The 23,484-nt window shown below is 73.9% G+C and carries 19 protein-coding genes and 1 pseudogene; 8 read left to right on the top strand and 12 right to left on the bottom strand.

Features of this window, described 5'->3' with window-relative positions; translation table 11 throughout:
* Window positions 1–92 precede the first annotated feature (92 nt).
* The gene (locus tag ACWCYY_RS31835) at window positions 93–1,619 is read left to right on the top strand and encodes a hypothetical protein (protein ID WP_449798008.1); all 1,527 of its coding nucleotides are present in this window, start codon (window positions 93–95) and stop codon (window positions 1,617–1,619) included.
* Window positions 1,620–1,641: 22 nt separating this feature from the next.
* Window positions 1,642–2,415 (top strand): bestrophin-like domain, encoded by a 774-nt coding sequence (locus ACWCYY_RS31840; protein ID WP_380150400.1) that lies wholly within the window; start codon window positions 1,642–1,644, stop codon window positions 2,413–2,415.
* Between the two features lie 63 nt (window positions 2,416–2,478).
* On the opposite strand, the gene ACWCYY_RS31845 is transcribed toward ACWCYY_RS31840, so the two are convergent.
* From ACWCYY_RS31845 to ACWCYY_RS31855, 3 genes are all read right to left on the bottom strand, one after another.
* Window positions 2,479–4,152, bottom strand: a complete 1,674-nt coding sequence (locus ACWCYY_RS31845; RefSeq protein ID WP_449798009.1) for a hypothetical protein — start codon at window positions 4,150–4,152, stop codon at window positions 2,479–2,481.
* Between the two features lie 14 nt (window positions 4,153–4,166).
* On the bottom strand, window positions 4,167–4,901 hold the full coding sequence (locus ACWCYY_RS31850; RefSeq protein WP_449798010.1) for an SH3 domain-containing protein: 735 nt from the start codon (window positions 4,899–4,901) through the stop codon (window positions 4,167–4,169).
* A gap of 346 nt (window positions 4,902–5,247) precedes the next feature.
* Window positions 5,248–6,741 carry an LPXTG cell wall anchor domain-containing protein gene (locus tag ACWCYY_RS31855; protein WP_449798011.1) on the bottom strand — a complete coding sequence of 498 codons (1,494 nt, stop codon included), beginning with the start codon at window positions 6,739–6,741 and terminating at the stop codon, window positions 5,248–5,250.
* A 1,095-nt stretch (window positions 6,742–7,836) separates the two neighbouring features.
* Between ACWCYY_RS31855 and ACWCYY_RS31860 the strand changes: the two genes are divergently transcribed.
* Window positions 7,837–9,615, top strand: coding sequence for a SpoIIE family protein phosphatase (locus ACWCYY_RS31860; protein ID WP_449798012.1), 1,779 nt, complete (start codon window positions 7,837–7,839; stop codon window positions 9,613–9,615).
* 270 nt (window positions 9,616–9,885) lie between these two features.
* On the top strand, window positions 9,886–10,317 hold the full coding sequence (locus ACWCYY_RS31865) for a hypothetical protein (protein ID WP_380150395.1): 432 nt from the start codon (window positions 9,886–9,888) through the stop codon (window positions 10,315–10,317).
* Between the two features lie 844 nt (window positions 10,318–11,161).
* Here the strand turns inward: ACWCYY_RS31865 and ACWCYY_RS31870 are convergent.
* Together ACWCYY_RS31870 and ACWCYY_RS31875 are read right to left on the bottom strand one after the other, a co-directional pair.
* On the bottom strand, window positions 11,162–11,275 hold the full coding sequence (locus ACWCYY_RS31870; protein WP_446685260.1) for an MFS transporter small subunit: 114 nt from the start codon (window positions 11,273–11,275) through the stop codon (window positions 11,162–11,164).
* The gene (locus tag ACWCYY_RS31875) at window positions 11,272–12,633 is read right to left on the bottom strand and encodes an L-lactate MFS transporter (protein ID WP_449798013.1); all 1,362 of its coding nucleotides are present in this window, start codon (window positions 12,631–12,633) and stop codon (window positions 11,272–11,274) included. Before ACWCYY_RS31875 ends, ACWCYY_RS31870 begins: the two co-directional genes overlap by 4 nt.
* 833 nt (window positions 12,634–13,466) lie before the next feature.
* Here ACWCYY_RS31875 and ACWCYY_RS31880 point away from each other — a divergent pair.
* A complete protein-coding gene (locus tag ACWCYY_RS31880) occupies window positions 13,467–14,798 on the top strand; it encodes an acyltransferase family protein (RefSeq protein WP_449798014.1) in 1,332 nt (443 codons plus the stop codon).
* 148 nt (window positions 14,799–14,946) lie between these two features.
* On the opposite strand, the gene ACWCYY_RS31885 is transcribed toward ACWCYY_RS31880, so the two are convergent.
* Window positions 14,947–15,729, bottom strand: a complete 783-nt coding sequence (locus ACWCYY_RS31885; RefSeq protein WP_380150392.1) for an isoprenyl transferase — start codon at window positions 15,727–15,729, stop codon at window positions 14,947–14,949.
* A gap of 408 nt (window positions 15,730–16,137) precedes the next feature.
* Between ACWCYY_RS31885 and ACWCYY_RS31890 the strand changes: the two genes are divergently transcribed.
* Complete coding sequence (locus ACWCYY_RS31890; protein WP_449798015.1) at window positions 16,138–17,607, top strand: MFS transporter; 1,470 nt, start codon at window positions 16,138–16,140, stop codon at window positions 17,605–17,607.
* A 38-nt stretch (window positions 17,608–17,645) separates the two neighbouring features.
* On the opposite strand, the gene ACWCYY_RS31895 is transcribed toward ACWCYY_RS31890, so the two are convergent.
* Genes ACWCYY_RS31895 through ACWCYY_RS31915 form a run of 5 tightly spaced genes read right to left on the bottom strand, consistent with a single transcriptional unit; the run spans window position 17,646 to window position 20,583 of the window.
* Window positions 17,646–18,575, bottom strand: a complete 930-nt coding sequence (locus tag ACWCYY_RS31895; protein WP_449798016.1) for a M56 family metallopeptidase — start codon at window positions 18,573–18,575, stop codon at window positions 17,646–17,648.
* Window positions 18,572–18,955 (bottom strand): BlaI/MecI/CopY family transcriptional regulator, encoded by a 384-nt coding sequence (locus tag ACWCYY_RS31900; protein ID WP_380150389.1) that lies wholly within the window; start codon window positions 18,953–18,955, stop codon window positions 18,572–18,574. Before ACWCYY_RS31900 ends, ACWCYY_RS31895 begins: the two co-directional genes overlap by 4 nt.
* A gap of 25 nt (window positions 18,956–18,980) precedes the next feature.
* Window positions 18,981–19,727, bottom strand: a complete 747-nt coding sequence (locus ACWCYY_RS31905) for a phosphatase PAP2 family protein (protein ID WP_449798017.1) — start codon at window positions 19,725–19,727, stop codon at window positions 18,981–18,983.
* Window positions 19,724–20,335 carry a phosphatase PAP2 family protein gene (locus tag ACWCYY_RS31910; RefSeq protein ID WP_449798018.1) on the bottom strand — a complete coding sequence of 204 codons (612 nt, stop codon included), beginning with the start codon at window positions 20,333–20,335 and terminating at the stop codon, window positions 19,724–19,726. The genes ACWCYY_RS31905 and ACWCYY_RS31910 overlap by 4 nt, the downstream gene beginning before the upstream one ends.
* The gene (locus tag ACWCYY_RS31915) at window positions 20,332–20,583 is read right to left on the bottom strand and encodes a hypothetical protein (protein ID WP_449798019.1); all 252 of its coding nucleotides are present in this window, start codon (window positions 20,581–20,583) and stop codon (window positions 20,332–20,334) included. Before ACWCYY_RS31915 ends, ACWCYY_RS31910 begins: the two co-directional genes overlap by 4 nt.
* A gap of 214 nt (window positions 20,584–20,797) precedes the next feature.
* Here ACWCYY_RS31915 and ACWCYY_RS31920 point away from each other — a divergent pair, with 214 nt between their 5' ends.
* Both ACWCYY_RS31920 and ACWCYY_RS31925 read left to right on the top strand, forming a co-directional pair.
* Entirely contained in the window at window positions 20,798–21,190 is a 393-nt protein-coding gene (locus ACWCYY_RS31920) for a BlaI/MecI/CopY family transcriptional regulator (RefSeq protein ID WP_345279676.1), read from the top strand.
* Window positions 21,187–22,125, top strand: a complete 939-nt coding sequence (locus tag ACWCYY_RS31925) for a M56 family metallopeptidase (RefSeq protein WP_449798020.1) — start codon at window positions 21,187–21,189, stop codon at window positions 22,123–22,125. The genes ACWCYY_RS31920 and ACWCYY_RS31925 overlap by 4 nt, the downstream gene beginning before the upstream one ends.
* 95 nt (window positions 22,126–22,220) lie before the next feature.
* On the opposite strand, the pseudogene ACWCYY_RS31930 reads toward ACWCYY_RS31925, so the two are convergent.
* Window positions 22,221–23,170, bottom strand: a pseudogene (locus ACWCYY_RS31930) (MerR family transcriptional regulator).
* Window positions 23,171–23,484 lie beyond the last annotated feature (314 nt).

Genomic DNA, 23,484 nt, shown 5'->3' on the forward strand with positions numbered 1-23,484 from the left:
CAATCTGGCGCTGCTCGGAGCGTCGGGGCGCCGGGCCGTGGGAGAGGTCGGGCAAGCATGGCGGGGTGATCGCTTGCCGAGAAGGTGCCGAAGTGCGCCGCGACAGCCAGGCCGCAGTCCGGCGCCGATGCGGCGCGACCGTGGCGGCGGTGCTGCTCGTCGGCTGCCTGAGCAGTGGTGCGGGAGCCGTCGGAGCGGTGCCGGGGAGCCTCCCGGCCGAACTCCGCGGCGGCGAGGCCCGGGACGCGCTGGTGCTCAGCGTCCGTACGAACGCCACCGAGGGCGTCTCGGTGCCGGTCAGGTCGGGCGGGCAACTGCTGCGCGTCTACCGGGTGGTGAACAAGGCGGAGTACCGGCTCGTCGCCCGGGTCGACGACCCCGAACTGCCCGGTGGGCGGGCGGACTGCGGGGGCGGAGACGGAGCGCTGGTGGTGCCTCGGCTCGCGACGGTCGAGTGTGCCGTCCGGTTCACCGCTCAGGCGGGTCGGCGGGAGAGCCTCGTGCGGGTGGAGGGGGTGGCGCAGGGGCTGCCCAAGGCGGTGGCGACGGCCCGTGCCGGGTACGTGGGCATGACGGCGGGGTTGGCGCTGGAGCCGCTCGGGCCGCCGTCGGGCACGGGGGTGGCGGTGAGGTCACGGCCGGTCGCTGCGGCGCCAGGCGTGGTTGAACTCCGCTACCGGGTATGGGCGTTGGGCGATGGAGTGGTGAACGGAGTCCGGGTGGCCTCGACCCTTCCGGGTGCCGACACGGTCTCCTGCGGTGGCGGGGGAGCGGCGGTCGAGCGGCTCGGGGCGGGAAGTGCGGTGGAGTGCTCGGTGCGGGGGACGGCCAGGCCCGGACCGCAGGCGGGGACGGTCAGGGCCGAGGGCGTGGTCGACGACGGCGCGGTGGGCGAGGACGGGCGCCGGTTGGGGGCTCGGCCGGTGGGTGCCGATGCGGCGGCGGGCTACGAAGGGGGACGCGGTTCGGGTGGGTCCGGTGGGTCCGGTGGGTCCGCCGGGTCGGGCGGCGGTTCCGGGGGTTCGGGCGGGTCCGGCGGCTCCGGCGGGTCAGGTGCGGTCGGGGGGCCGGGTGGCATCGGAGGTGCTGGAGCTACGGGTGGTGGGAGCGGCGCTCACGCGGGAAGCGGAGCGGCGGCCACCGGCGGTGGCCGCCCGAGCAGCGGGTCCGGCGGATCAGGTGCGGCCGGGGCGGTGGGTGGGGCCGGTAGCGGCGCGGCCCGGCAGGACGGTGCGAGCGCGGACGCGCTCGTGGCGGGCCTCGGTCGGTTCGGAGTGCTGACGCCGTACCTCGGCGGAGCTGCGGCGTCGCCGGGCGCCGTGGGCCGGTTCGGGGCACCTGGGGGCGACGCCGGTACGGCTGCCGCCACGGCGGCGCCCGGCTCCCAGACGGCCGGAGCTTCACCGGGGGCTGCCGCAGGTGGTCCCGCCGACGCCGTCGGCCCGGTCGCCGTCGGCCCGGTCGGGCCCGGTCCCGCCCTGCCGGGACACGGACTACGCACGCCGGAGGACGAGCGGGACGGCGAGCTGGACGAGGTGATGGCGCTCCTGCTGGCCATCCTCCTTCCGGTGCTCTGTGCGATCGCCGCGGCGCTCGGCACCATTCCGAAGAAGCGCTGAGCACGGAGAGGGGAGCCGTCTGATGTGGACCGTCGCGCTGGTCTCGGTGGCGGGGGCCGCCCTGGCCCTGCTCCTGGGCCTGCTGCTCGGCAGGACGCAGCGGTCGAAGGCCGGGGAGACCTCACCGCAGGCGCTCGCCTTCTCGGGTGCCGCCGTGCTCGGCTTCTTCGCCCTGTTCACCGGCTTCAGCATCGCCGGTGCCTGGCAGCAGCTGAACGTGGCGCGGGAGCAGACCTTCGCCGAGTCCCGGGCGTTGACCGAGACGTACTGGACCGCGAAGGGACTGGCTGCCCCGGACCGGGTGCTCGTCCGGACCCAACTCCGCACCTACACGGGGCTGGTGAAGGGGGAGGAGTGGCGGGAGATGCAGCACGGGCACGGCAGTGCCCAGGCCTGGCGTGCGATCGACGACGTCCGGACCACGGCCGAGCACGCCCGGGCGGAGTCACCGGACGAGGTGGCCGCCCGGGCGGACGTGGTGAGGAACCTGACGGACGTCTACGCCAAGCGGACCACCCGGGTGGCCGACACCAAGGCGGCGGTGCCCGAGGTGGTGCTGGGCGGGCTGTTCGTCGGAGCGTTCTTCGTGCTGGCGACCCCGCCGGTGATCGGCCTGACGTCCAACGCGCGCAACCTGGTGCTGATGTGCTTCGTCGGCGCGTCCGTCGCCTTCGGGGTGAGCCTGGTGGTCGAGCTCAGCGGCCCCTACACCGGCGTGGTCCGGGTCCAGCCGACCGCGTTCGAACTGGCCGAGTTCCGGTTCGGCCAGATCGACACGGGCACCGTCCCGGGGTAGGGGCGGCGGAGCGCCCCGGCGTGCGGTGCCCCTGAGGGACCGGGGCACCGCACGTCCGTGGAGTCATCGCGGGGCGAGGCAGTTGACCTTCCGGCCCTGATCGCCCGTCACCTCGCAGACGGCGAAGGTCGGTCCGCCGTCGATGCCTCGGTCGCGGGCCCCGGTGTTGTCGCCCTTGACGGTGATGGTGTTGTTGATCGGGGCCCTGGCCCGGCCCACCGTCAGCAGACCCCGGTTGTCGCCGGTGGCCAGGATGGTGTTGAGGCCGGGCGGGTTGTTGCCGGAGGTGACCCGTCCGGCGTAGGTGTTGGCGGCGCCGTCGGCTCCCCTGCGGCCGCTCCCGCTGAAGCTGGGGTCGCCGCCCCTCCCGCCTGCCACGCCGATCCTGTTGTCCGTGTCGTCGGCACCGTTGAGCTTGTTGCTGTTCCCGGCACCGCCGTCGCCGCCGGAACCACCGGCGCCCTGCCCGCCGCTGCCGGCGCCGCTGCCCCCTCTGCTCCCGTTGCCTCCGTCGCCGCCCGCGACGGCGACCTCCTTGGCGGTGAGGGTGCCGCTGTTCCCGATGCCGCCGGCGCCGCCGTAGTTGCCCGGGCCGCCGGGGGTGGGCGTGTTGGAGTCGCCTGCGCCGCCGAGCCCGCCGTCGCCGCCCCGGCCGCCGAACACGGTCGCGGGCTCGTCGGTGGTGGCCGCGGCGGTGAGGGTCCCGCTGTTGCCGGCACCGCCGCCGCCGCCGCTGCCGCCGGTGCCACCACGCGTACCGCCGCCGCCCCCGCCGCCGCCCTTGCCGCCGCCACCGCCGTTGAGCTCGGTGTCGCCCTTGCGGACGGTGAGGGTGCCGCTGTTGGCCGCGCCGCCGGTACCACCGCTCCCGCCGTGGCCGCCGTAGTTCCCGGAGCCGGCGAACCCGCCCTCACCGCCGGTACCGCCGGACGTGGTGACGGTGTCGGCGACCAGCTTGCCGCTGTTGCCGGCGCCGCCGCTGCCGCCTTCGCCACCGGTTCCGCCGTTTCCGAACGGGAAGGGGAAGCCCTTCGGAGGCTTGTAGTAGTTGCCGCCGAAGCCGCCTTCGCCGCCGGTACCGCCGGTGCAGGTGACCGAGGCGGCCTCCACCTCGCCGCTGTTGCCGGCACCCCCGAGACCGCCGACACCGCCGGTGTGGCCGTTCTGGGCGAAAGCGGTGCCGTCGCCGCCCGTGCCGCCGTCGGTGCCCGACCCGCCGATCAGTGTGACGGTGCCGGTGCCGTAGATGTAGCCCTTGTTGCCGTCGCCCGCCTTCGCGCCGGATCCGCCCTTGGCACTCCGGCCGCCGGTGAGCGTGGCCTTTCCGCCCTCCATGACCAGCACGCCCTCGTTCGCGGCGTATCCCGTACCGCCGGTCACCTTGAGGGTGATCTCGGAACCCTTGAGGGAGACCGAAGGACCGCTGTTGGGGTGCAGCTTGGTGCCGGGGCCGGACGTGGCGGTGATGGTGATGGTCTGCGTACTGCTCGTCTCGCTGAAGACGCGGCCCTCGACCGTGCCGTTGATGACGACCTCGGTCGCCTGGCTGACGTCGAGTTCGACGAGCTCGTGGATCCCGTACGGGCAGGTGATGACCGTGCCCGACGTGGTGCAGCCGTTCTCGACGGCCGCCCGGGCCGGGCCCTGCGTCAGGGCCGAGACCAGCCCGCCGACGAGGACGGTGGCTGCCGCCAGTGCCACCGACCGTCGGTGGGGCAGGGAGTGGGAGGAAGACATGGACACCGTCTCCGTCAGGCCAGGGACGCGCAGTAGGCGTACGGGGTGATGGGGAAGGTCGCGCCGGTCGCGGTGTTCTGCTGGTAGGACACCTTCCACGAGTTCGCGGCGAGGTCGGCCCGGCTCTCCCAGAACCAGAAGTCGGGGATCTTCGACGTGTCGTCGCGGACGCCGTGCACGAAGCCGCCACCGACGACCTTGGTCCCGGCCGGGCAGACCGCGGTCGCGGTCACCTTGCCGTCCTTGGCGGAGGGCTCGTTGACGGTCGCTCCGACGACCTCCTGCGTTTCCAGGGTCTTGGCGGGCCCGGGGTCGCCCTTGGGGCCCTGGGCTCCGGCTGCTCCGGGGTCACCCTTCGGCCCTTGCGCTCCGGCTGTGCCGGCCGCTCCGGGGTCGCCCTTGGGTCCCTGGGCCCCGGCCGTTCCCGGGTCGCCCTTGGCCCCCGGGGTTCCGGCCGCGCCGGGGTCGCCCTTCGGCCCCTGCGGGCCCTGCGGACCCACAACGCCTTCAACGACCTTCTCCTCCTTGGGAGTTGCGTCGCAGAAAGCCACCGGAGCCGAGTTCTTCACGAAGCGCGCACTCATCCAACCGCTGCGGTTGGCGAGCCGGTACCAGAGGTCGTTGCCGTCCACGTTCTGACCGCGCACCTTGCAGGCGATCTGCACCTTGGCGCCGGTGGCGTACTCTCCGATGATCTTCGACGTCGTGGTCGGCTCCACCCGGACCATCTGGCCGATCCTCGACGTCACCCGACCATTGCCCGGAGTGGACGACTCCGCCAGGGGCGACATCGCCACCGACGCCACCACGACCAACCCGGCGGTCACGAGAACGGACCTCCTGCTGACGACCATTTCCTCTTCTCCTCATCACGCGGTGAACACGTCAGCGACAGTGCAACACCGATGCGAATCGCATTCGCCTGACACGCACGAAAACTGACGGTGCGTTAGCGAGTTCGGTCCAGCTCGCGCGCGATGCTCGGATCAGCCGTTGATGCGACCATCCGCCGACCACCTCCCGCCCTCCGGTGCACAGCGGCGGAACGCCCGGCCGGAAGGATCGGGCCGGGCGTTCCGTTCGGGGATTGTGCCGCTACATCCGGTGCTGGCGGCGGTGGTGCTGCCGTGTCAGCAGGGCGAGTGCCCCGAGGCCGACCAGGGCGAGCGCGGCGACCGAGGCGATCAACGTGCCGAACCCGGCTCCGGTCTGGGGGAGTTGGTGCTTGCCGCCGCGGCAGTGGGAGTCGCGGCTGCCCGGTGAGCAGGAGGCGGCTGCCGTGGCGGACCTGCTCGGCGTCGGCGCGGGGCTGACGGTCGAGGTCGCGGAGGACGTCGGGGACGGGCCCGGGAGGGGTGCCGGTGGCACGGGCGCCGGGGCCGGTGCGCGGTTGCAGTGGAGCGTCGCGTCCGGATTGTTGTCGGTGGTGATCCGGCAGGTGTTGCCGAGCGCGGAGCTGGCGTCGACGGAGCCGTCGTTGGTGGTGATGCCGATGGTGTTGGTACCGCCGCTGCCGGCGTCGATCTTGCCGGTGTTGGTGTCGAGGGTCACGGTGTTGCCGGTGCCCGCCAAGGTGATGGAGGCGGTGTTGCCCGCACCGGTCTTGCCGGCCGCCCCCGCGGTGCCGGTGGTGCCGGCCGCGGTGCCGGCCTGGCCACCAGGGCCGGCCGCGGCGCCGGTGGCGGTGATCACGGCCGGCTTTCCGGCCGCCCCGGTGACGGTGGCGCTGTTCCCGTTGCCGCCGTCACCGCCCTGGCCGCCGTTGAGGCCCACGGTCCAGTCGGTGGCCACGCCGTCGGGGTCGGGGGCGTCGGAGGCGCCGCTCCCGCCCTTGCCACCGGGACCCGCGGTGGCGGTGTAGCGGGTGGTGGTGACGGTACCGCCCGAGGCGCCGTCCCCGCCGCGGCCGCCCCGGCCGGCGGGCTTGCCGACGTAGGTGGAGCCGACGCCGCCGGTCCCGCCGGAGCCGCCGGTGGTGGTGACGGAGTCGGCGGTCACGGTGGTGCCGGCGATTCCGTGGCCGCCGCGGCCACCCGGTGACCGGCCGCCCGCGTAGGCGCTGTCCCCGCCCGGGGCGCCGACCGCTTCGACGACGGCCGCCTTCACGGAGCCGCCGACCACGCCGTTGCCGCCGTTTCCCCCGATTCCGCCCGGATACGTGCTGCTGGTCCCGGCGCCACCGGCGAGCTTCACACTGCCTGCGGCATTGGTGATCGTGCAGTCGACGGCACCGTCGCCGCCGTGACCGCCGAAGGAGGTGGTGCCGACGATGCTGCCGCCGGCCACGGTGACGCTGCCCCTGGGGACGGTGATGGTGCAGTTCCTACCGCCGTCACCGCCCGGGCCCGCTGTGCCTTGGCGCGGGTTGAGGGAGCCGTCCCCTCCGGTGACGGCGACCGCCACGTCGGTGGCGGAGTCGTCGACGACGATGCTGCCCAGCAGGCCGGGGGCGCCGGCTTCGGTGAAGCGGCCGCTGCTGCCGCCGCGCACGTTGACCTTGGCGCTGCCGGAGCCCGAGTACCGCAGGGTGACGCCCTCGGCGATGCCGGCGGGGGGCGTACCGCTTCCGCTGTTGGAGATGTTGACCACGGTGTCGCCGCCGCCGAGCGTCCAGTCCTGCTGCAGGCCCTGGGTGCAGGTGTAGGTGGTGGTCGTGCCGGCGGTGTCCTTGGCGCAGCCCGGGGGAGCAGGACGACGGGCGCGCCGGTGCAGTTGTAGGTGCTGTCGGGCGCGTTGTTGTACGTGATGGCGCAGGTGTTGCCGCCGCCCGCGCCGCCCTTGCCGCCCTGGGAGTTGACCGTCGCGGCGGGGACGGACCCGCCCGGGGCCGCGGTGACGAGCGTCCCCGCGTTGGCCACGCCGCCGTTGCCGCCGGTGCCGCCGGTGCCGTTGGCCGAGCCGTCGGTCCCGCCGTTGCCGCCGTTGGCGGTGAAGCTGTTGGGGTTGGCGACGGTCCCCTTGGGGGCGGTCAGGGTGATCTTCTTGGCCCCGTTGCCGTACCCGCCCGAGCCGCCCCGGCCGTCCGCACCGCCGTTGCCGCCGTTGCCGCCGCGCAGGACGACGGCACTCGCGGTGACCGTCGCGTCGTTGACGGCGCCTCCACCGGACCCGCCCTCGCCGAGGCTCGACGAGCCGCCGTCCCCGCCGGTGGCGGTCAGGAGGTCGGCCGTGACCGTCCCGCCGCTGACGCCCTCGCCCCCTGTCGGGGCGTACGTCGTGGTGCCCGTGGTGATCGCGCCGCCCTTGCCCCCGGTGGCCTTGACGGACCCGGCGGTGGCGGTGAGGGCGCAGCCGGTGCTGCCGACCGCGCCGTCCACGCCGTCACCGCCCTTCAGACTGACGGTGCCGCGCGGGATGCTGATGGTGCCGTTGGTGCAGCCGGAGGGTGCCGGCAGGAAGGCGCCGCCGCCCTTGCCGCCGGTGACGGTGATCGTGGCGTCGGTGGCGGCGGGGCCGACGGTGATGGCGCCGCGGTCGAGTCCGGCGCCGCCCGGCGCGGAGTCGTCCCCGGCCCGCCCGCCCTCAACCGGCCGCCGTGACAGTACGCAACCAGTCGCTATGTACGGTGCTGGACGGTACTGAGAGTGACGGGGAAGGCCGCGGAGCCACGCTCTGCGCATTCAGGTGACGGACCGAGGACGTCACCGGTCGCGCCGCCGCCCCGGCCGGTGTGAGGATCGGTGCATGGTCGACGCCGGGTCCCACGGGACGAATCCCCTGGTCATGCTCACCGAGGCCCAGGCGGACGCGGCGCGTGAGCTCCTCGAGAAGGCCGCGGCGGAGGGTCTGTTCCTGGACGACCCGCGTCCGTTGGCCGGGGACTACCGGCTGGCCCGGCAGGTGCTGGACCGCGCGAGCGTCGGCATCGCGGTCCTCGACGGATCACTGCGCTACCGCTACGTCAACGAGGCGCTCGCCGCGTTCAACGGCGTACCCGCCGAAGGCCACCTGGGGAGGCGGATCGCCGAGGTCATTCCGACGATCAACGTCGACGAGGCGGAGGCGGCGCTGCGCGCGGTGCTCGCCGACGGGCGGCCCCGTGCGATCACCGTCGAGGGCACGGCGGCGTCGGACGGGTCCGGACGGCTGCGGTGGTGGCACAACGCCTACCACCGCGTCGGGTCGAGCTCCGGACCGGCCGGCGTGGTCGCGATGGTCCTGGAGATCACCCAGGACCGGCGGATCATGCAGGCGCTGCACCGGGCCCGCACCCGGCTGGCCCTGCTGGACCAGGCCGCCACCCGGATCGGCACCACCCTGGACGCGCAGAAGACCTGCGAGGAACTGGCCAACCTGCTGGTCCCCAGGCTCGCCGACCTGGTCACCGTCGACGTCCTGGACCTGGAACGGCTGCCCGGCCCGGACGGCCCGGTGCGGCTGCGCAGGCTCGCCCTGAGCGCGGTCCCCGCATTGCGGGAGGCCGGGGCGCTGTTCGGCGCCCAAGGGGCTGTGATCACGGCGCAGCCGTCGTCCGGTGTGTGGCGCTGCCTGGACGAGCAGCGACCGGTGGTCTCGAACTTCCCCGACGACGTCGAACTGCGGAGCCTGGCCCGGCGGGCCGGGCTGGTGGACGGGTTCCGAGAGCTCGCCCTGCAGTCCGTCTGCTACCTCCCCCTCACGGCGGGCGTCGAGGTGATCGGAGCGGTGCTGCTGGTCCGGACGGACGCCACCGCCGGCTTCTCGGCGCAGGACGTCGAACTGGCCGCCGAGCTGGTGGCCCGGGCGGCGGGCAGCATCGACAACGCCCGGCGCTACGCCGAGCAGCGCGACGCGGCGATGCTGCTCCAGCGTGCCCTGCTGTCCACGCGCACGGTCCCGCACCCGGACGTGGAGTGCGTCGGCCGCTACCTCCCGTCCGGTGCCGGGGCGGAGGTCGGAGGCGACTGGTTCGACAGCATCGCGCTGCCCGACGGCACCACCGCCCTGGTCGTCGGCGACGTGATGGGTCACGGGTTGGAGGCGGCGGCGTCCATGGCCGAGTACCGCTCGACCGTACGGACCCTGGTGTTCCAGGGGCTGCCGCCCGAGGAGGTCCTGGGGCAGGCCGACCGGATCGCCCAGGCCCTCGACCTGGAGCGGATGGCCACCTGCCTGGTCGCGGTGGTCGACCCGAGGACGCGGACGGCCGTGTGCGGATCCGCCGGGCACCTGCCGCCGCTTCTGATCTCCCGTCAGGAGGGCAACCTGCTGCTGGACCTGCCGGTGGGCGCGCCCCTGGGTGCGGGGTCCGGCTCGTACGACGCCCGGACGCTGGCACTCCCCGAGGGCTCGGCCCTCCTCCTCTACACCGACGGCCTGGTGGAGCGCCGCGCCGAGGACATCGAGACGCGCCTCCGGGCCCTCGCCGACCTCTCCCTCGACGCCGCCGCCCCGCTGGAACGCCTCCTCGACAAGGTCCTGTCACGACTGGCCACCGAACTGGTCGACGACGACGTGGCGCTGCTGGTCGCGCGGGTGAGGTGATCCCGCGCCCTCGGTGAGGCCTTCCGTTCCTCTGCGGGCCTTCCGGCGAGGCCGGGTCCGATCGGTACGTTCCGTCACTCCTGGCCGATGGGTACGAGACCGCGGCGTCGTCGACGTGTGCGGAGGCGGCCGTACGGAACGCTCCGGGGAGATGCGCTGAATGGATGGCGCTGCCTTCAACATGAGCTCGCAGGCTCGCACATCAGTTGTGCTGTGGGGATAGTCATCCGGACAGGAGAGAAAATTTCGAATCCTTTGAGAGGAAATTCCGTGCGCTCTCTTTCATCAGTGGTCAAGTCGGCTGTGCTCGCCGCCGCGATGCTGGCCCCGGCCATGCTGTTCACTGCACCGGCGCACGCCGATGGGGAAGTCCTCAAAATCGTCTCCGCCAAGGTCAGCCAGGGGGGCAGCGCGGTCGACGTGACCTACGACTACACCTGCCCGCAGGGCGTGGAGGTCGAATCCGTCACGGTCTCGATCGGTGACCTGACGACCGAGCGGACGGGTGTTCTCCTCCTCAACAACCGCGACGGTCAAATCGGGTTGGCGTGTGACGGCGTGCAGCACCAGAAAACGATGCAGGTGTCCGTCGCGGCCACCGACGGCATCACGGTCGCGAAGGGCGACGAGATCGTCGCCACGATCGAAATCATCACCAACCTGGGCCGTTGGGACGTCGACGTGAAGACGACGCTGGAGTGACGGCCGACCGGAAACGCCAGGGACCGCAGGTGTACCGATCATTCCGGGCGTGCGTTCGACGGGTGAACTCGGCCGGGGTGACGCCGAGGCGGACTCCCCGGGAGGGGGTCACGGTCCGCGCGTCCTGACCGCAGGCCGCCCGAGAGGCCGGATCACGCCGGTGTCGAGCCCCCTGGCGTGGCCGATGCGATCGCGGTCCCCGAGCCGTTCCGGTCCGACCCGTTCTCGGGACGGGCGGCGACGCCCGGATCCGCGCCCGGTTCGGGGAGGGCACGGAGGGACCCCGGCCGGACGGGCCAGGGTCCCTCGGCGCGGCATCGTGCACAGGGTCGGGCTTCGACGGTGTGCTGGGAGGGGGACAGCGTGGCTGCGATCTACGTGTCGGCCATGCCCGCGGCCACCGGAGCGGCCACGTTCAGTTCTCCTGGGGTGAGCGGGGAAGAGGGTTGCGTGGCGGGCGCGGTCCGGCGTTGGGCTCCGGGCCGGTGAGTGAAGACCGCTGCTGCCAGGGTGCCCGGCCGGGTCCGCAGGACGGTCAGCCCGGACGCGTACGCCTCGACCAGTTCCGGCCCCCTGCCCCCGGCCGCCCGCTTCGGACCGGCGCTCCCGGTTCCGCGGAACCCGTGTCGACGCCGCCAGTGGCCGCTGTCCTTGCCCTGGACCGTCACCGCGCTGTCGTCGAGCGCCAGCAGTACCGTGACCGTCGACGCCGCAGCATCGGGACGGCATCGATGCGGGCGGGGACGGCGGAAGCGGCCGTCGTGCGGCGCGGCCTTCGGCCGGCCCGCTCGAGGGCCCGGACCGATCGCCGGGCGGGGCGGCGGTGGGAACGTGCGGGCCCTGCTCAGCCGGTGAACAACTGCCTTAGCTTCAGGGTGAGTTCGTAGACCCCGTAGGCGAAGGGCGAGCCGACCCAGAGCCAGGCGACGGCGAACAGGGCGCGGTGGCGGCCGGTCACGGGGCCGTTCCCTTCTGCGGGACGAGGGCGGCCGGGAGGTCGGCTGTCGGCGGTTCGTGGTGGCGGGGGTGCACGGGCCGTACCAGTTCGTTGGCCACGAAGCCGATGGCCAGGAGGCCGATCATGATGAAGAAGGACGTGCTGTAGAGGGCGGTGCCGGTGCGCCCGGCGGCCTTCTGGGCGTCCGCGACGGCGTTGACGATCAGCGGTCCGAGGACTCCGGCGAGGGACCAGGCGGTGAGCAGCCGGCCGTGGATCGCGCCGACCTGGTAGGTGCCGAAGAGGTCCTTCAGGTAGGCGGGGATCGTGGCGAAGCCGCCTCCGTAGAAGGAGAGGACGACGGCGGCGCACACGATGAAGAGCGGCTTGGAGGAGCTTCCGGTGAGCGCGATGAGGAGGTACATCAGCGCGCCCGCGCCCAGGTAGAGGCGGTAGACGTTCTTGCGGCCGGCGAAGTCGGAGACGGAGGACCACAGGATCCGGCCCAGCATGTTGGCGAGCGAGAGCAGTCCGACGAAGCCCGCGGCCGCGCTCGCCGCGACCGGTACCGAGGTGCCCGAGAAGAAGTCGGCGATCATCGGGGCGGCCTTCTCCAGGATGCCGATGCCCGCGGTGACATTCATGCACAGGACCACCCACAGGCACCAGAACTGCGGGGTGCGCAGCGCGTTGCGGGCGGAGACCTGCGCGTCGGCCGTCCGAGGGCGCCCGGTCGCGGCCGGTGGCGGGCCGGGCGGTGCCCAGCCCGGCGGGGGCAGCCGTACGAGGAGCACTCCGAGGGTCATGAAGACGGCGTAGCAGACTCCCATGACCAGGAAGGTCTTCGAGATCCCCGCGGGGTCCTTGCCGAACGAGGCCAGCAGCTGGGCCGACCAGGGAGCGGCGATCAGCGCGCCGCCGCCGAAGCCCATGATGGCGATGCCGGTGGCCATGCCCGGGCGATCGGGGAACCACTTGAGGAGGGTGGAGACCGGCGAGATGTAGCCGATGCCGAGCCCGATCCCGCCGATGAGTCCGTAGCCGAGCACCACGAGCCAGTACTGGCGGGTGGCGGCGCCGAGCGAGGCCACGAGGAACCCGGACGCGAAGCAGAGCGCCGATACGGTCATCGCCCAGCGCGGACCGTTGCGCTCGACGAAGGTGCCGCCGAAGGCGGCGGACAGTCCGAGCATGACGATCGCCAGTTGGAACGGCAGGGCGGACGCGGTGCCGGAGAGTCCGAGGGAGGTCTCCAGGGGCGGCTTGAAGACACTCCAGGCGTAGGCCTGGCCGATGGCGAGGTGGATGGACAGGGCGGCGGGCGGAACGAGCCATCGGCTCCACCCCTGAGGTGCGGGCGTACGGAGGCCAGCGAGCATGTCGCGGACCGTACCGCAACTCCCACACCTCCTGGAAGGTTGACCCGCCCGGTTCCGGCAGCAAGCCCAGGATCGGCGTGCCCGCTCGTCCCCGTGGGTGACGCCGGCCGACGGCGCGGGCTGGCATCGACCGCGATACCCCAGGCCGTAGGTCCCCTCTGGAGGCCCGGGCCCGGTGCCGCGCAAGACGGATGCCCAGGACTGTGCTTGAACCGTTCCGGGTTCGGTAGGGGACTCAGGTTGTGGTGGTGAGCTGGGGTTGTGCGGCAGTAGGTGGTCTCGTATTCGGCGGGTGGGACGTGGCCGGTCTCACCGTGGAGTCCGCGGTGGCGATACCGGTCGGTCGCCTGGACGGAGGCCTTCGCCCGGTTCGGCCACTACCCGGCGATGGCCAAGGCCGCTGCCCAGGCGGACGTGCCCCGCATCGCGGTGCTGTCCGGTGGCTTCGGCGAGCCGGTGATGAGCGTCGCGGCGGCTCGGCTGCGTGCCTTGTGACCCTGACGGTTCCGCCTTCGCCCGACGCCCGCTCAGCGCTCCGCCCAGGACGCCCCGCTCTCCCCCTCGGGGCGGGGCGTCCCCGAGTCTGGGCCCACCCGCTGGTCCACCTGGCGCCCTGGTAGGAGCGGCCCCACTGGACGGGGGCACCACCGACTACGACGACGACGGCAGCGAGCGCACCTGAGTGGTCGTCAGGGCGGCGTTCGCACCGGGGTGGAGGCCCGTCGGAGGGGAGATCGAATCGCAACCGTGCGGCGCTGGACCGGGCCGTTGCGGTACGACCACAGTGGTCCGGTCGGTTCGGGGCGGGGGCGGGGGCGGGGACAGTGGGTGGCGTGGGCCGGGTCAGGTACGTGGACTTCCTGCGGGGCGTGGCGATCGTGTTGGTGGTGCTCGGGCACTGGGTGATCACCGCACTGGTGCGGCACCCGGACGGCACCATCGGTGCGCCGGAGTTGCTGGCCACGGTCGAGTGGACGCAGTGGCTGACACTGGTCTTCCAGATCATGCCGGTGTTCTTCCTGGCGGGCGGGCACGCCGCGGCCGGATCCTGGCGCCGGCACCGGGACGGTGGCGGCGGGGCGGCCGGGTGGGTGCGCGGGCGGGCCGTGCGCCTGCTGCTGCCGACGGCGGCGTACGTGGCGGTCGCGGTGGCGGGTCTGGCGGCGGGGCGGGCGGCCGGGGCCGATCGCGGGTTGCTGGCGATGGTCGGTTGGGCGTTGGCGATGCAGTTCTGGTTCCTGCCGGTGTACCTGGTGATCAGTGCGCTGACGCCGTGGCTGTACGCCGCGTACCGGCGCTGGGGTGTCGGGTCCGTGGCCGCGCTCGCGACGCTCGCCGCGGTGGCGGGCCTGGTCCACCTGGTGGGTGGGAGCCCTTGGGTCGGGGCGGCCGACTACGTCCTGGTGTGGACGGTGGCGTACCAGCTCGGATTCGGTTGGCAGGACGGCCGGCTGACGGCGCGTCGGCCGCTGCTGGTGGCGGTGGGCGCGGGCGGGGCGGGGGCGTTCGCGGCGCTGGTGGCGTACGGGCCGTTCCCGGTCAGTCTGATCCTGGTGAGCACGGAGGAGGTCAGCAACACCGACCCGCCGTCGCTCGCGATGCTCGCGTGGGTGCTCGCCCAGTGCGCGCTGTGCCTGCTGGCGGCGCCGGCGATGGAGCGTGCGCTCCGGGCGGACTGGCTGTGGCGGCTGGTCCGGCCGCTCGGGCGCGTGTCGATGACCTTGTACCTGTGGCACATGGTGCCGGTCCTGGTGGCGGCGGCCGCGTTCTACCTGCCGGACGTGGCGCCCGAGCCCGCGGTCGGCTCTGGCGTTTGGTGGGCGTGGCGGCCGGTGTGGATCGCGGTGCTCGCGGTGATCCTGCTCGGGCTGTTGGCGGCGCTGCGGCCGCTGGAGCGCGGGCTGCTGAGACTGGGCGGGGCGGTCCTTCCGAACGCGCCGGTGCGGCGGCCGGTTCCGCTGTTGGCCGGTGTGGCCGGGCTGGCCGGGGCGGTGGGGGCGCTGACGGTGTGGGCGGGCGCGGGGCTGGCCCGGGACGGTGCCCCGGCGGTGTGGGCGGTGGCGGCGTTCGCGGTGGGGACGGCCTTGGTACTGGTGCCTCCGGGGCGTGCGGCTCTCACGCCGGAGGGACGCCGTTCGGCGCCCGCTTCGACGGACGGCCGCTGAACGCCTCCCCGGTGGTGGACCTCGGCCTGGGCGTCACGGCCACCCGTCGGGCCGGGCCGGACGGCGGGTAGGCGCCTCGATCGCCTCGATCACCGCGATGCTCCTCGACGCGCTCGTCGTCCGGGCCGTGAGGCCACAGGTCACGGCACTAGCGTCCGTAGCGGCGCTCGCGCATGGCGAAGGAGCGCAGGGCGCGCAGGAGGTCGACGCGGCGGAAGGCGGGCCAGTAGACGTCGACCCAGTACATCTCGGCGTAGGCGGACTGCCAGAGGAGGAAGCCGGAGAGCCGCTGTTCGCCGGAGGTCCGGATGATCAGGTCGATGTGGTGGGCGGTGTCGGAGTAGAGGTTGGCGTTGATGTGCTCGATGTCGAGGGTGTCGGCGAGGTCGGCGGGGTCCTTGCCGAGCTCGATGTGCCGGCGGAGCGCGGAGCGGACGGCGTCGACGATCTCGCGCTGGCCGCCGTAGCCGACGGCGACGTCGACCCGCAGGCCGTCGCGGTCGGTGGTGGTCGCGGCGGACTCCTTCATGGCGACCGCGATGTCGCCCGGCAGGAGGTCGAGGGCGCCGATCAGGTGGACCCGCCAGGGGCGGCCCGGGCGGGCGAGACCGGAGACGGTGTCCTGGATGATGCCGAGGAGGGGGACGAGCTGCTCGGCGGGGCGGTTCAGGTTGTCGTCGGAGAGCATGAAGAGGGTGACGTGCTCCACGCCGGCGTCCGCGCACCAGGTCAGGAACTCCTCGACCTTGGCGCCGCCGACCCGGTAGCCCTCGACCACGTCGTGGTGACCGGCCGCCCGGGCCCAGCGCCGGTTCCCGTCGAGCATGATGCCGACGTTCTTGGGGCGGGGGAGTCCTTCGAGGCCGCGGACGACGCGCTGCTCGTACGCGGGGAGCAGCAGGTTCCGCAGCCACGCGGGAAGCAGGGGCATCGTCACTCCAGGAACGGGACCACGGCCGACGGGACGCCGACACTACCATGTCACATGGTCAACTCCGTTCCCGTGAGCGGCGGTTCACCCGTGCGTGGCCGGACCGTGCCGGTCGCGGGCGCTCTCGGGAACGCCACCGCGATCACCTGCCCGGTGTCCCGGACGTCGTACCGGGCCGTGCGGTCGGTTGCCTGGTCGCCGTGGGCGGACGGATGTCGGACACCCCGGAGAAGCCCTGGTGACCGCCCGCTCCCGCTGCCGACAGGCTGCTGTCAGTGGGATGACAGCGGCCTGTCGGCGCGGTCCCGCACGCTCTGAGGAGACGGGCGGCAACGCCACCGCGGCAGTGCCGCACCGCGACGCCCACCCCGACATCCACCCCGACACCCGTCCCGAGAGGAGGCCGCCATGACCGGCACCGAAACCATCGCCGCCCCAGCAGCGGCGCCGCGCACCTATCCGTCGCTGCGTGCGGCGTGGATCCCGATGGCCGCGCTCTGCCTGGCCTTCTTCGTCGAGATGGTCGACAACACGCTGTTGTCCATCGCGCTGCCCACCATCGGCCGCGACCTGGGCAGCGGCACCACCGCGCTGCAGTGGGTCACCGGCGCGTACTCGCTGACCTTCGGCGGCCTGCTGCTGACCGCCGGATCGATGGCCGACCGGCTCGGCCGCCGCCGCGTCCTGCTGGTCGGCCTCGCCGTGTTCGGCCTGCTCAGCCTGTGCGTAGCCCTCGTCACCGGCGCCGGGCAGCTGATCGCCCTGCGGGCCGGCCTCGGCGTCGCCGCCGCCGCCATGGCCCCGATCACCAACTCCCTGGTCTTCCGGCTCTTCGACGACGCGGCACTGCGGATGCGTGCGATGACCGTGATGATCGTCGTCGGCATGTCCGGCTTCGTCCTCGGCCCGCTGCTCGGCGGCACCGCCCTGGCCCACGTCAAGTGGCAGTGGCTGTTGCTCGTCAACGCCCCGATCGCCCTGATCGCCGCCATCGGCGTGCGCCTGGGCGTCCCCGCCGACCGGCCCGAGGACCTCACCCGCGACCGCCTCGACCTGCCCGGTGCCGTGCTGAGCGTCGCCACCATCGGCCTCGCCTGCTACTCGCTCACCAGCGGCGTCGACCACGGCTGGACCTCCGCCCTCACCATCGGCTCGATCCTCGGCGCCCTCGCCGCCGGCCTCGCGTTCGTCCGGCACGAGCGCCGTACCGCCGCCCCCATGCTCGACCTGAAGCTGTTCACCAACGGGACCGTCCGCGGCGCCGCGATCGCCCAGATCGGCACCGCCATCGCCATGGCCGCCGTCATGTTCGGCCTGATCCTGCACTTCCAGTACGCCTACGGCTGGAGCCCCGTCAGAGCCGGCCTCGCCAACCTGCCGATCATCGTCACCATGCTCGCCGCCACCTCGCTCTCCGAATGGCTGGCCAAGCGCTACGGCCACCGCATCGCCTGCCTGGTCGGCGCAGCCTGCCTGGCCGGCTCCCTGGCCGGCCTCGCCTGGGGCGTCTCGCACGGCTACGCCGCCATCGCGGTGTGCATGGTCGTGATGACCATCGGCCTGCGCACCGTCATGACCATCTGCGCCATCGCCCTGGTCGACAAGATGCCCGAGAACCGCACCTCGATGGGCACCGCCCTCAACGACACCGCCCAGGAGGTCGGCAGCAGCGTCGGCACCGCCGTCGTCGGCACCCTGATCGCCGCCCTGGTCACCACCCAGCTCCCCGCCGGGACCTGGGACAGCGCCCTCGTCGGCTCCTTCTTCCACGGCGAGCGGATCACCTACGCCGTGCTGGCGGTCGTCGTCGGCCTGGTCACCGCGTTCGGCGCACTCACCCTCACCGACTCCCACAGCACCGAAGAGCACCCCGCCTGACCCCTCCGGCGAGCCGGTCGAGCCCGGACGGTCATCGGTCAGGCGCGCCCCGGGGGGGCCGAGGTGCTCTGGGCGGTCTCGATGTTCTCGTGGAGGTCGTGGGTGGCCTCGGCGGTGGCCGTGGTGGTGGCCAGCAGGCAGAGCAGCAGTGCGGCCCCGGCGCGGCGGGCCAGGCCCGGGGGCGGGGCGGGGGGCTGGAGGAGGGCCTGCATGCGGAGGGGGACGGGCCCGGCGGTGGCGGCGAAGGCGGTGGCGGGGCGGACGGCGGACGGGACGGTGGCGAGGGCGGCCGTCCCGATGGCCCGGGCGGTGAGGCGGCGGTCTCCCATGGTGGCGGCGGCGACCTCGTCGGCCCAGCGTTCGGCGTGGAGGGCCAGCGGTGCGCGCAGCCCTCGTACGGCCGGGTGGAGGCAGGCGGCGAGGTCGATGACCAGGGTCAGCAGGTGGTGCCGACCGGTGAGGTGGGCGCGTTCGTGGGCGAGCAGGACGGCCTGCTCGTCGGTGGTGAGGGCACGGAGCATGCCGGAGGTGACGACCACGAGGCCGGGGCGGCCGGGGAGGGCGAAGGCGTCCGCCTCGTCGGAGGGCAGCACGACCAGGTCGCCGGCCCGGCGGGCCGCGCGGAGTTCGGCGTGGATCGGGCCGGGCGCGCGACGGCGGACGGCTCGCACGGTGGCGGCCCCGGCCGCGGCGCAGGCGGGAAGGGCGGCCCAGCCGAGGGCGAGGGTGACGGGCCCGTCCGGGAGCAGGGGCGGGGAGAGGTGGCCGAGGGCGGCGAGGAGGGGGAGGTGCAGCAGCGCGCTGAGGGCGAGCAGGCCGAGCGCGGCGGTGGACAGGGCGGCGGCGAGTGCGCCCGTGACGGTCAGCAGGAGTGCGGCGGTGCGCGGTGCGAGGAGCGCGGCCAGGCGCCGCGCGAGCGGGGTGATGAGCCACGGGGCGAGCAGCGGAGCCCAGACCGCCCAGGTCATCGCGGTTCCTGCGGGTCGGAGGAGGCGGTGAGGAGGGCGCGGACGAGGTCCTCGTCGTCGGGGCTGAGCTGGGAGATGAAGCGGGCCAGGGTGCCGGTGCGGTCCGTCCCCTTGTCGAGTTCGGAGTGCATGCGCCGGGCGGAGAGGGCGGCCGGGTCCTCGACGGCGGGGCGGTAGGTGAACGCGCGGCCCTGGCGGGTGCGGTGGACGGTGCCCTTGTCGTGCAGGCGGGCGAGGATCGTGGCGACGGTGGTGCGGGCGAGTCCGGCGGGGAGGGCGTGTTGGAGCTCGGTCGGGGTGAGCGGGCGCTCGGCGGCCCACAGGGCGGCCAGGACGGCGGCTTCCAGCTCGCCGGCCGGGCGTCGCGTCGCGTCGTTCACCGGGCTCCTCGCTTCCTCCGTATGACTACATCACCGTAGACCGCTGTCGGAGTCTAGTGCCGGGCGGCGGTGCGGCCTCCGGGGCTACGGCCGGGGCCGGGGCCGGGGGTGCGATGGAGGCGCCCGGGCGGAGGGAGGGTAGGAGCAGCGCCAGCCAGAACGCGGCGAGCAGCCAGCCGCCGAGGACGTCGGCGGGCCAGTGGACGCCGAGGTGGATGCGGGTGAGCCCCACCCCAGCGGCGGTGCCGATCACGGCCGCGGCCAGGAGGACACCGCGCCCGGCGCGCACGGTGGTCAGCAGGGCCCAGGCGAGCAGCCCGGCGGCGACGGCGGAGGTGAAGGCGTGCCCGGAGGGGTAAGCGTAGCCGCTCGGGTGGGCCGCGACCCAGTCCGCCACCGGCGGCCGGGGCCGCGCGAAGAGCCACATCAGGCCGTGGCGGACCAGCTGCCCGCCGACCAGCACGAGCACCGGCGCGAGCGCTGTGACCAGTCGGGCCCGGGTGTCGGCCGTGTCAGGCCGGTTGCGGGAGAGGAGCAGGCCGGCCGCCGCGGCGGCCAGGTAGGGCGGGACGCCGGTGCCGAGGAAGGTGACGGCCACCGCCAGGTGCACCGACCACCCGGGACGGTGACCGACCGCCCACCGGTGCAGCTCGGCCTCCCCGGGCAGCGGGGCGAACCCCCGTGCGGCGAGCACGGTGGTCAAGGCTGCGAACAGCGTCAGCGCGAGCAGCGCGGGAGCCCACCGGCGCAGCCGCGCCGCCCGGGCGGTCATGCGCTGACCAGGGTGCGCAGTCGGCCGGAGCGCAGCGTGGTGACGAGCGGTGCGCCGAGGCGGGCGGCACCAGCCAGCAGCAGGCCGAGGGCGGTGCCGATCAGGGCTCCGGCCAGGACGTCGTGCGGGTAGTGCACGCCGACGAAGACCCGGGAGGCCCCCATCGCCACGGCGGCCAGGCCCGCGAGGGCGCCGAGCCGGCGGTCGCAGCGCCACAGCACCGCGGCGGCGGCGAAGGCGATCACCGTGTGGTTGCTGGGCAGGGACCAGTCCCCGGCCGCCGGGCACGCTTCGAGGGTCGCCCCGGCGGGGAGCACCTGGCAGGGCCTGGGCTCGCGCAGCACCGACTTCAGCGCGGTGTCCAGCGCGAAGGCCGCCACCACGATCACCGGCGCGGCGAGCGCGACGGCCATCACCGGCGCGGCGGCCCGGCGGGCCCGCCACCAGCCGATGAGCATCAGCACGGCGAAGACCACGAGTCCGTACGCCGACCAGGCGGCCACCGTCTCGCCGACCGCGTACGGCGCGCGGTGCGCGAGCGCGGTGACGTCCAGGTACAGCGACCCGTCGACCCGCGAGCCGTCCAGCGCGAGCAGGGTGCCGGTCACCGGGCACCGGCCTTCGAGGCCTGCGCGGGCTGCGCGGTCTTGCGCGAGCGCAGCAGTTCCAGGGCCAGCGGTGCCAGGGAGACGACGACGACGGCGGCGACGATCGGCAGGAGGTGGCGGTCGACGTTGGGAACGGAGGAGCCGGCGAACAGCACCACGGCGATGCCCAGGGCGCCGAACGCGGCCAGCAGTGAGCTCGCGTCCAGGACGTTCACGGCCAGGAAGTGGGCAGGGTCGGGCATGGGCATGCGCCTCTCCTCGGGGGCGGCGCTGCCGTCCACGGTTGTCTACATCAATGTAGACACAAACCTCGTGCGCAGGCCAACTCCCTCCCGCGGTCGGCGAGCCGCCCGACGGGGACTGTTGGGCGGCCACCCCCGGTGCCCGTAAGGTTTGGAAAGGCACACCTAAGTGACCGGCCCGGGACCACCCGGGCGGCCGGGGGAGCAGGACGGGAGCGACATGGAGCACGACAGTCCGGAGGCCAGGCGCCCGCACGGCGAGCTCGTCGCCGACGTGATGGCCGTCCTGTGGGCCGCCGACGCCCCGATGACGCCCCAGCAGGTCAACGCCGCACTCGACCGCGACCTGGCCCGCACCACCGTGGGCACCATCCTCATCCGCCTCCACGAGAAGGGCACCCTGACCCGGGTGCGCTCCGGCCGCGGCTACGCCTACGCGGCGGCCGATGACGCCGCCGGCCTCGTCGCCGGCCGGATGCGCCGCGAGCTCGACGCCGGAGCCGACCGCGACCTCGTCCTGCAGCGGTTCGTCTCCTCCCTCTCCGGCGACGACGAGGACGTGCTGCGCCGCCTGCTCCGGCAGGCCGAGAACCCCGTGCGGGAGGGCTCGTGACGCTGGTCCTGCTCCTGGTCGTCGCGGCACTGGCATTCCCCTGGATCGTCGTCGCCGCGGCGCGCCGCCTCGCCGCCGCCCTGCCCCCGAAGGAGGCCTGCGCGGCGATCGTCTCGGCGGCCGTGCTGGCCGCCGGCGGCACCGGCGCGGCCCTGTTCGGCCTCGCCCACGTCCCCTTCCTCGCCGGTCTGGAACGGCTCACCCTCGCCCAGGTCACCACCGAGTGGCCCGCCGCCCTGCCGGTCGCCGTGCTCGCCGCAGCCGTCATGGCCACCCAGCTCGTCCTGGTCGTCCGCCGCTGGTTCGAGCACCGCTCCCTGCTGGCCCGCGCCTGGGCCGACGCCGCGGACGCCGAAGCGGACGGCGGGCTGCTCGTGGTGCCGGGGGAGGGCCCCGACGCCTTCGCCCTGCCCGGCCGGCGCCGCCGCCCCGGGGCGATCGTCGTCACCCGTGCCATGCTCCGGGCGCTCGGCGAGGAGGAGCGCGAGGTCCTCGTCGCCCACGAGCGGGCCCACCTCGCCGAGCGCCACCACCTGCTCTCCGTCACCGTCTACCTGGCCGCCGCCGTCCACCCCGCCCTGCGCTCACTGCGCCCGGTGCTGGACTTCCACCTGGAGCGGTGGGCGGACGAGGCGGCGGCCCGCGAGGTCGGCGACCGCCGCCTGGCCGCCGCCGCGATCGCCCGCGCGGCCCTGGCCGGAAGTGCGGCCAAGTCCCGGCGCGGCCCGCTGCTCGCGGTGAGCAGCGGGCCGGTGCCGCAGCGGGTCGAGGCCCTTCTCGGTCCGGTGCCGGTGCGGCCCGAGGCAGCCTCCGCCCGGGCCTCCGCCCTCGGCCTCGTGCTGGCGGTGGTCACGTGTGCCGTCGCGGCCGTCGCCGTCGCCTACGGCCTCCACGAGTACGTCGAACTCGCCGCCGAGGTGATCCGGGCTCGCTGACCGCCGATGGGGACGCAGGTGTGGTGAGCCTGGGCTCACTTCGCGCACCGGCCGTCGAGGGAACCGCCGGCACACGGCCCCGGGCAGCCGAACCGTCACTGCCGTGTCCGGGCGCGCAGGGCCTGGACGGACCAGTCGAGCACCGGTGCCAGACTCTCCGGGGCCGACCAGCCGTTGACCACCGCGAGGAGCCGGAGGTACCGCTCCCGGCGGGGGTCGTTCACGCTCTCCAGCCGAGTCACCAGCCGCCGGCGGAGCTCGACGTCGTCCGGGCGGCCGAGGAGGTGCGCGTAGTGCGCCGTGAACGCCGCCACGATCGGATCGGCCCGGGGCGAGGCCGGGGCGAGGCCGGGTCGATGCCGGCCGTCAGGGCCGGGCCGACCTGGTCGCGGACGGCTGCGGCGATGTCGCGGCGCGGGATCGTCGTGCCGCCGAGGGCCTGCTCGGCTGCCTGCTCCTCGGCCATCAATCGCACGGCGGCGCGGAAGTCCGGGTCCAGGGACAGTTCGGCCAACTCCACCCAGGCCTGGACCTGTTCCTCCTCCGGGTTGTCGGGCAGTTCGGGGGTCATCGAGCGCATGGCTCCCGCGAACGCGGGGGCGGCGTCGAGACCGCCGAAGACGGCGTCGAGGAAGTCGCCGATCAGACGTCGGCGTCCGTCCTCGGAGAGCTGGGCCAGTCGGTGCATGTGTTCCGTCTCCTCGGGTGTGGACCCGCGCTCGGCCACCGCCGTCAGCACCGCGCGTCGCAGGCTGAGGACGCGGATCTGCACGGCCAGTGCTTCGGCGTGCGCCGCGGCGACTGCGGGGAGCGCGAGCTCGCGGTCCGCGACCTTGCGGATCGTGGGGAGGTCCAGTCCCAGCTCGCGCAGGGTCCGTACGAGGTCCAGGCGTGCGACGGCGTCGATGGTGTAGCGGCGGTAGCCGGCCGGGCTGCGGTCGGTCGGCGCCACGATTCCGCGATCGGAGTAGAACCGGATGGTCTTGACCGTGAGACCGGTCCGCCGAGCGAGCTCGCCGATCGAGTAGAGCGTGTCGCCGTCCATGCCCCCACCTTCGTGTCTCCCCCTGATGGAGACTCAAGCCCCTTCGCCTGCCGGTAGCCAACCACTCCTCGTCCGTGGGCGCGCCCGGGTGGATCGTGTGGTGACTACGTCGATGTAGACGGATGGTCGACTCCTGAACTAAGGTACGCCTAACCTAATGTCGTCCATATGGGCGGCGACCTGCTCGTTTCTCGATGCCGATCCACCCGTGGAGTCTCTTGATGTCCGTCCGCCGTTCGCACCTCGCCGCGCTGCTCACCGTCGCCGTGGCCGGAGTCGCGCTGACCGCGTGCACCGAGCAGAAGAAGGACGTC

It is taken from the genome of Kitasatospora sp. NPDC001664, from assembly GCF_053596675.1.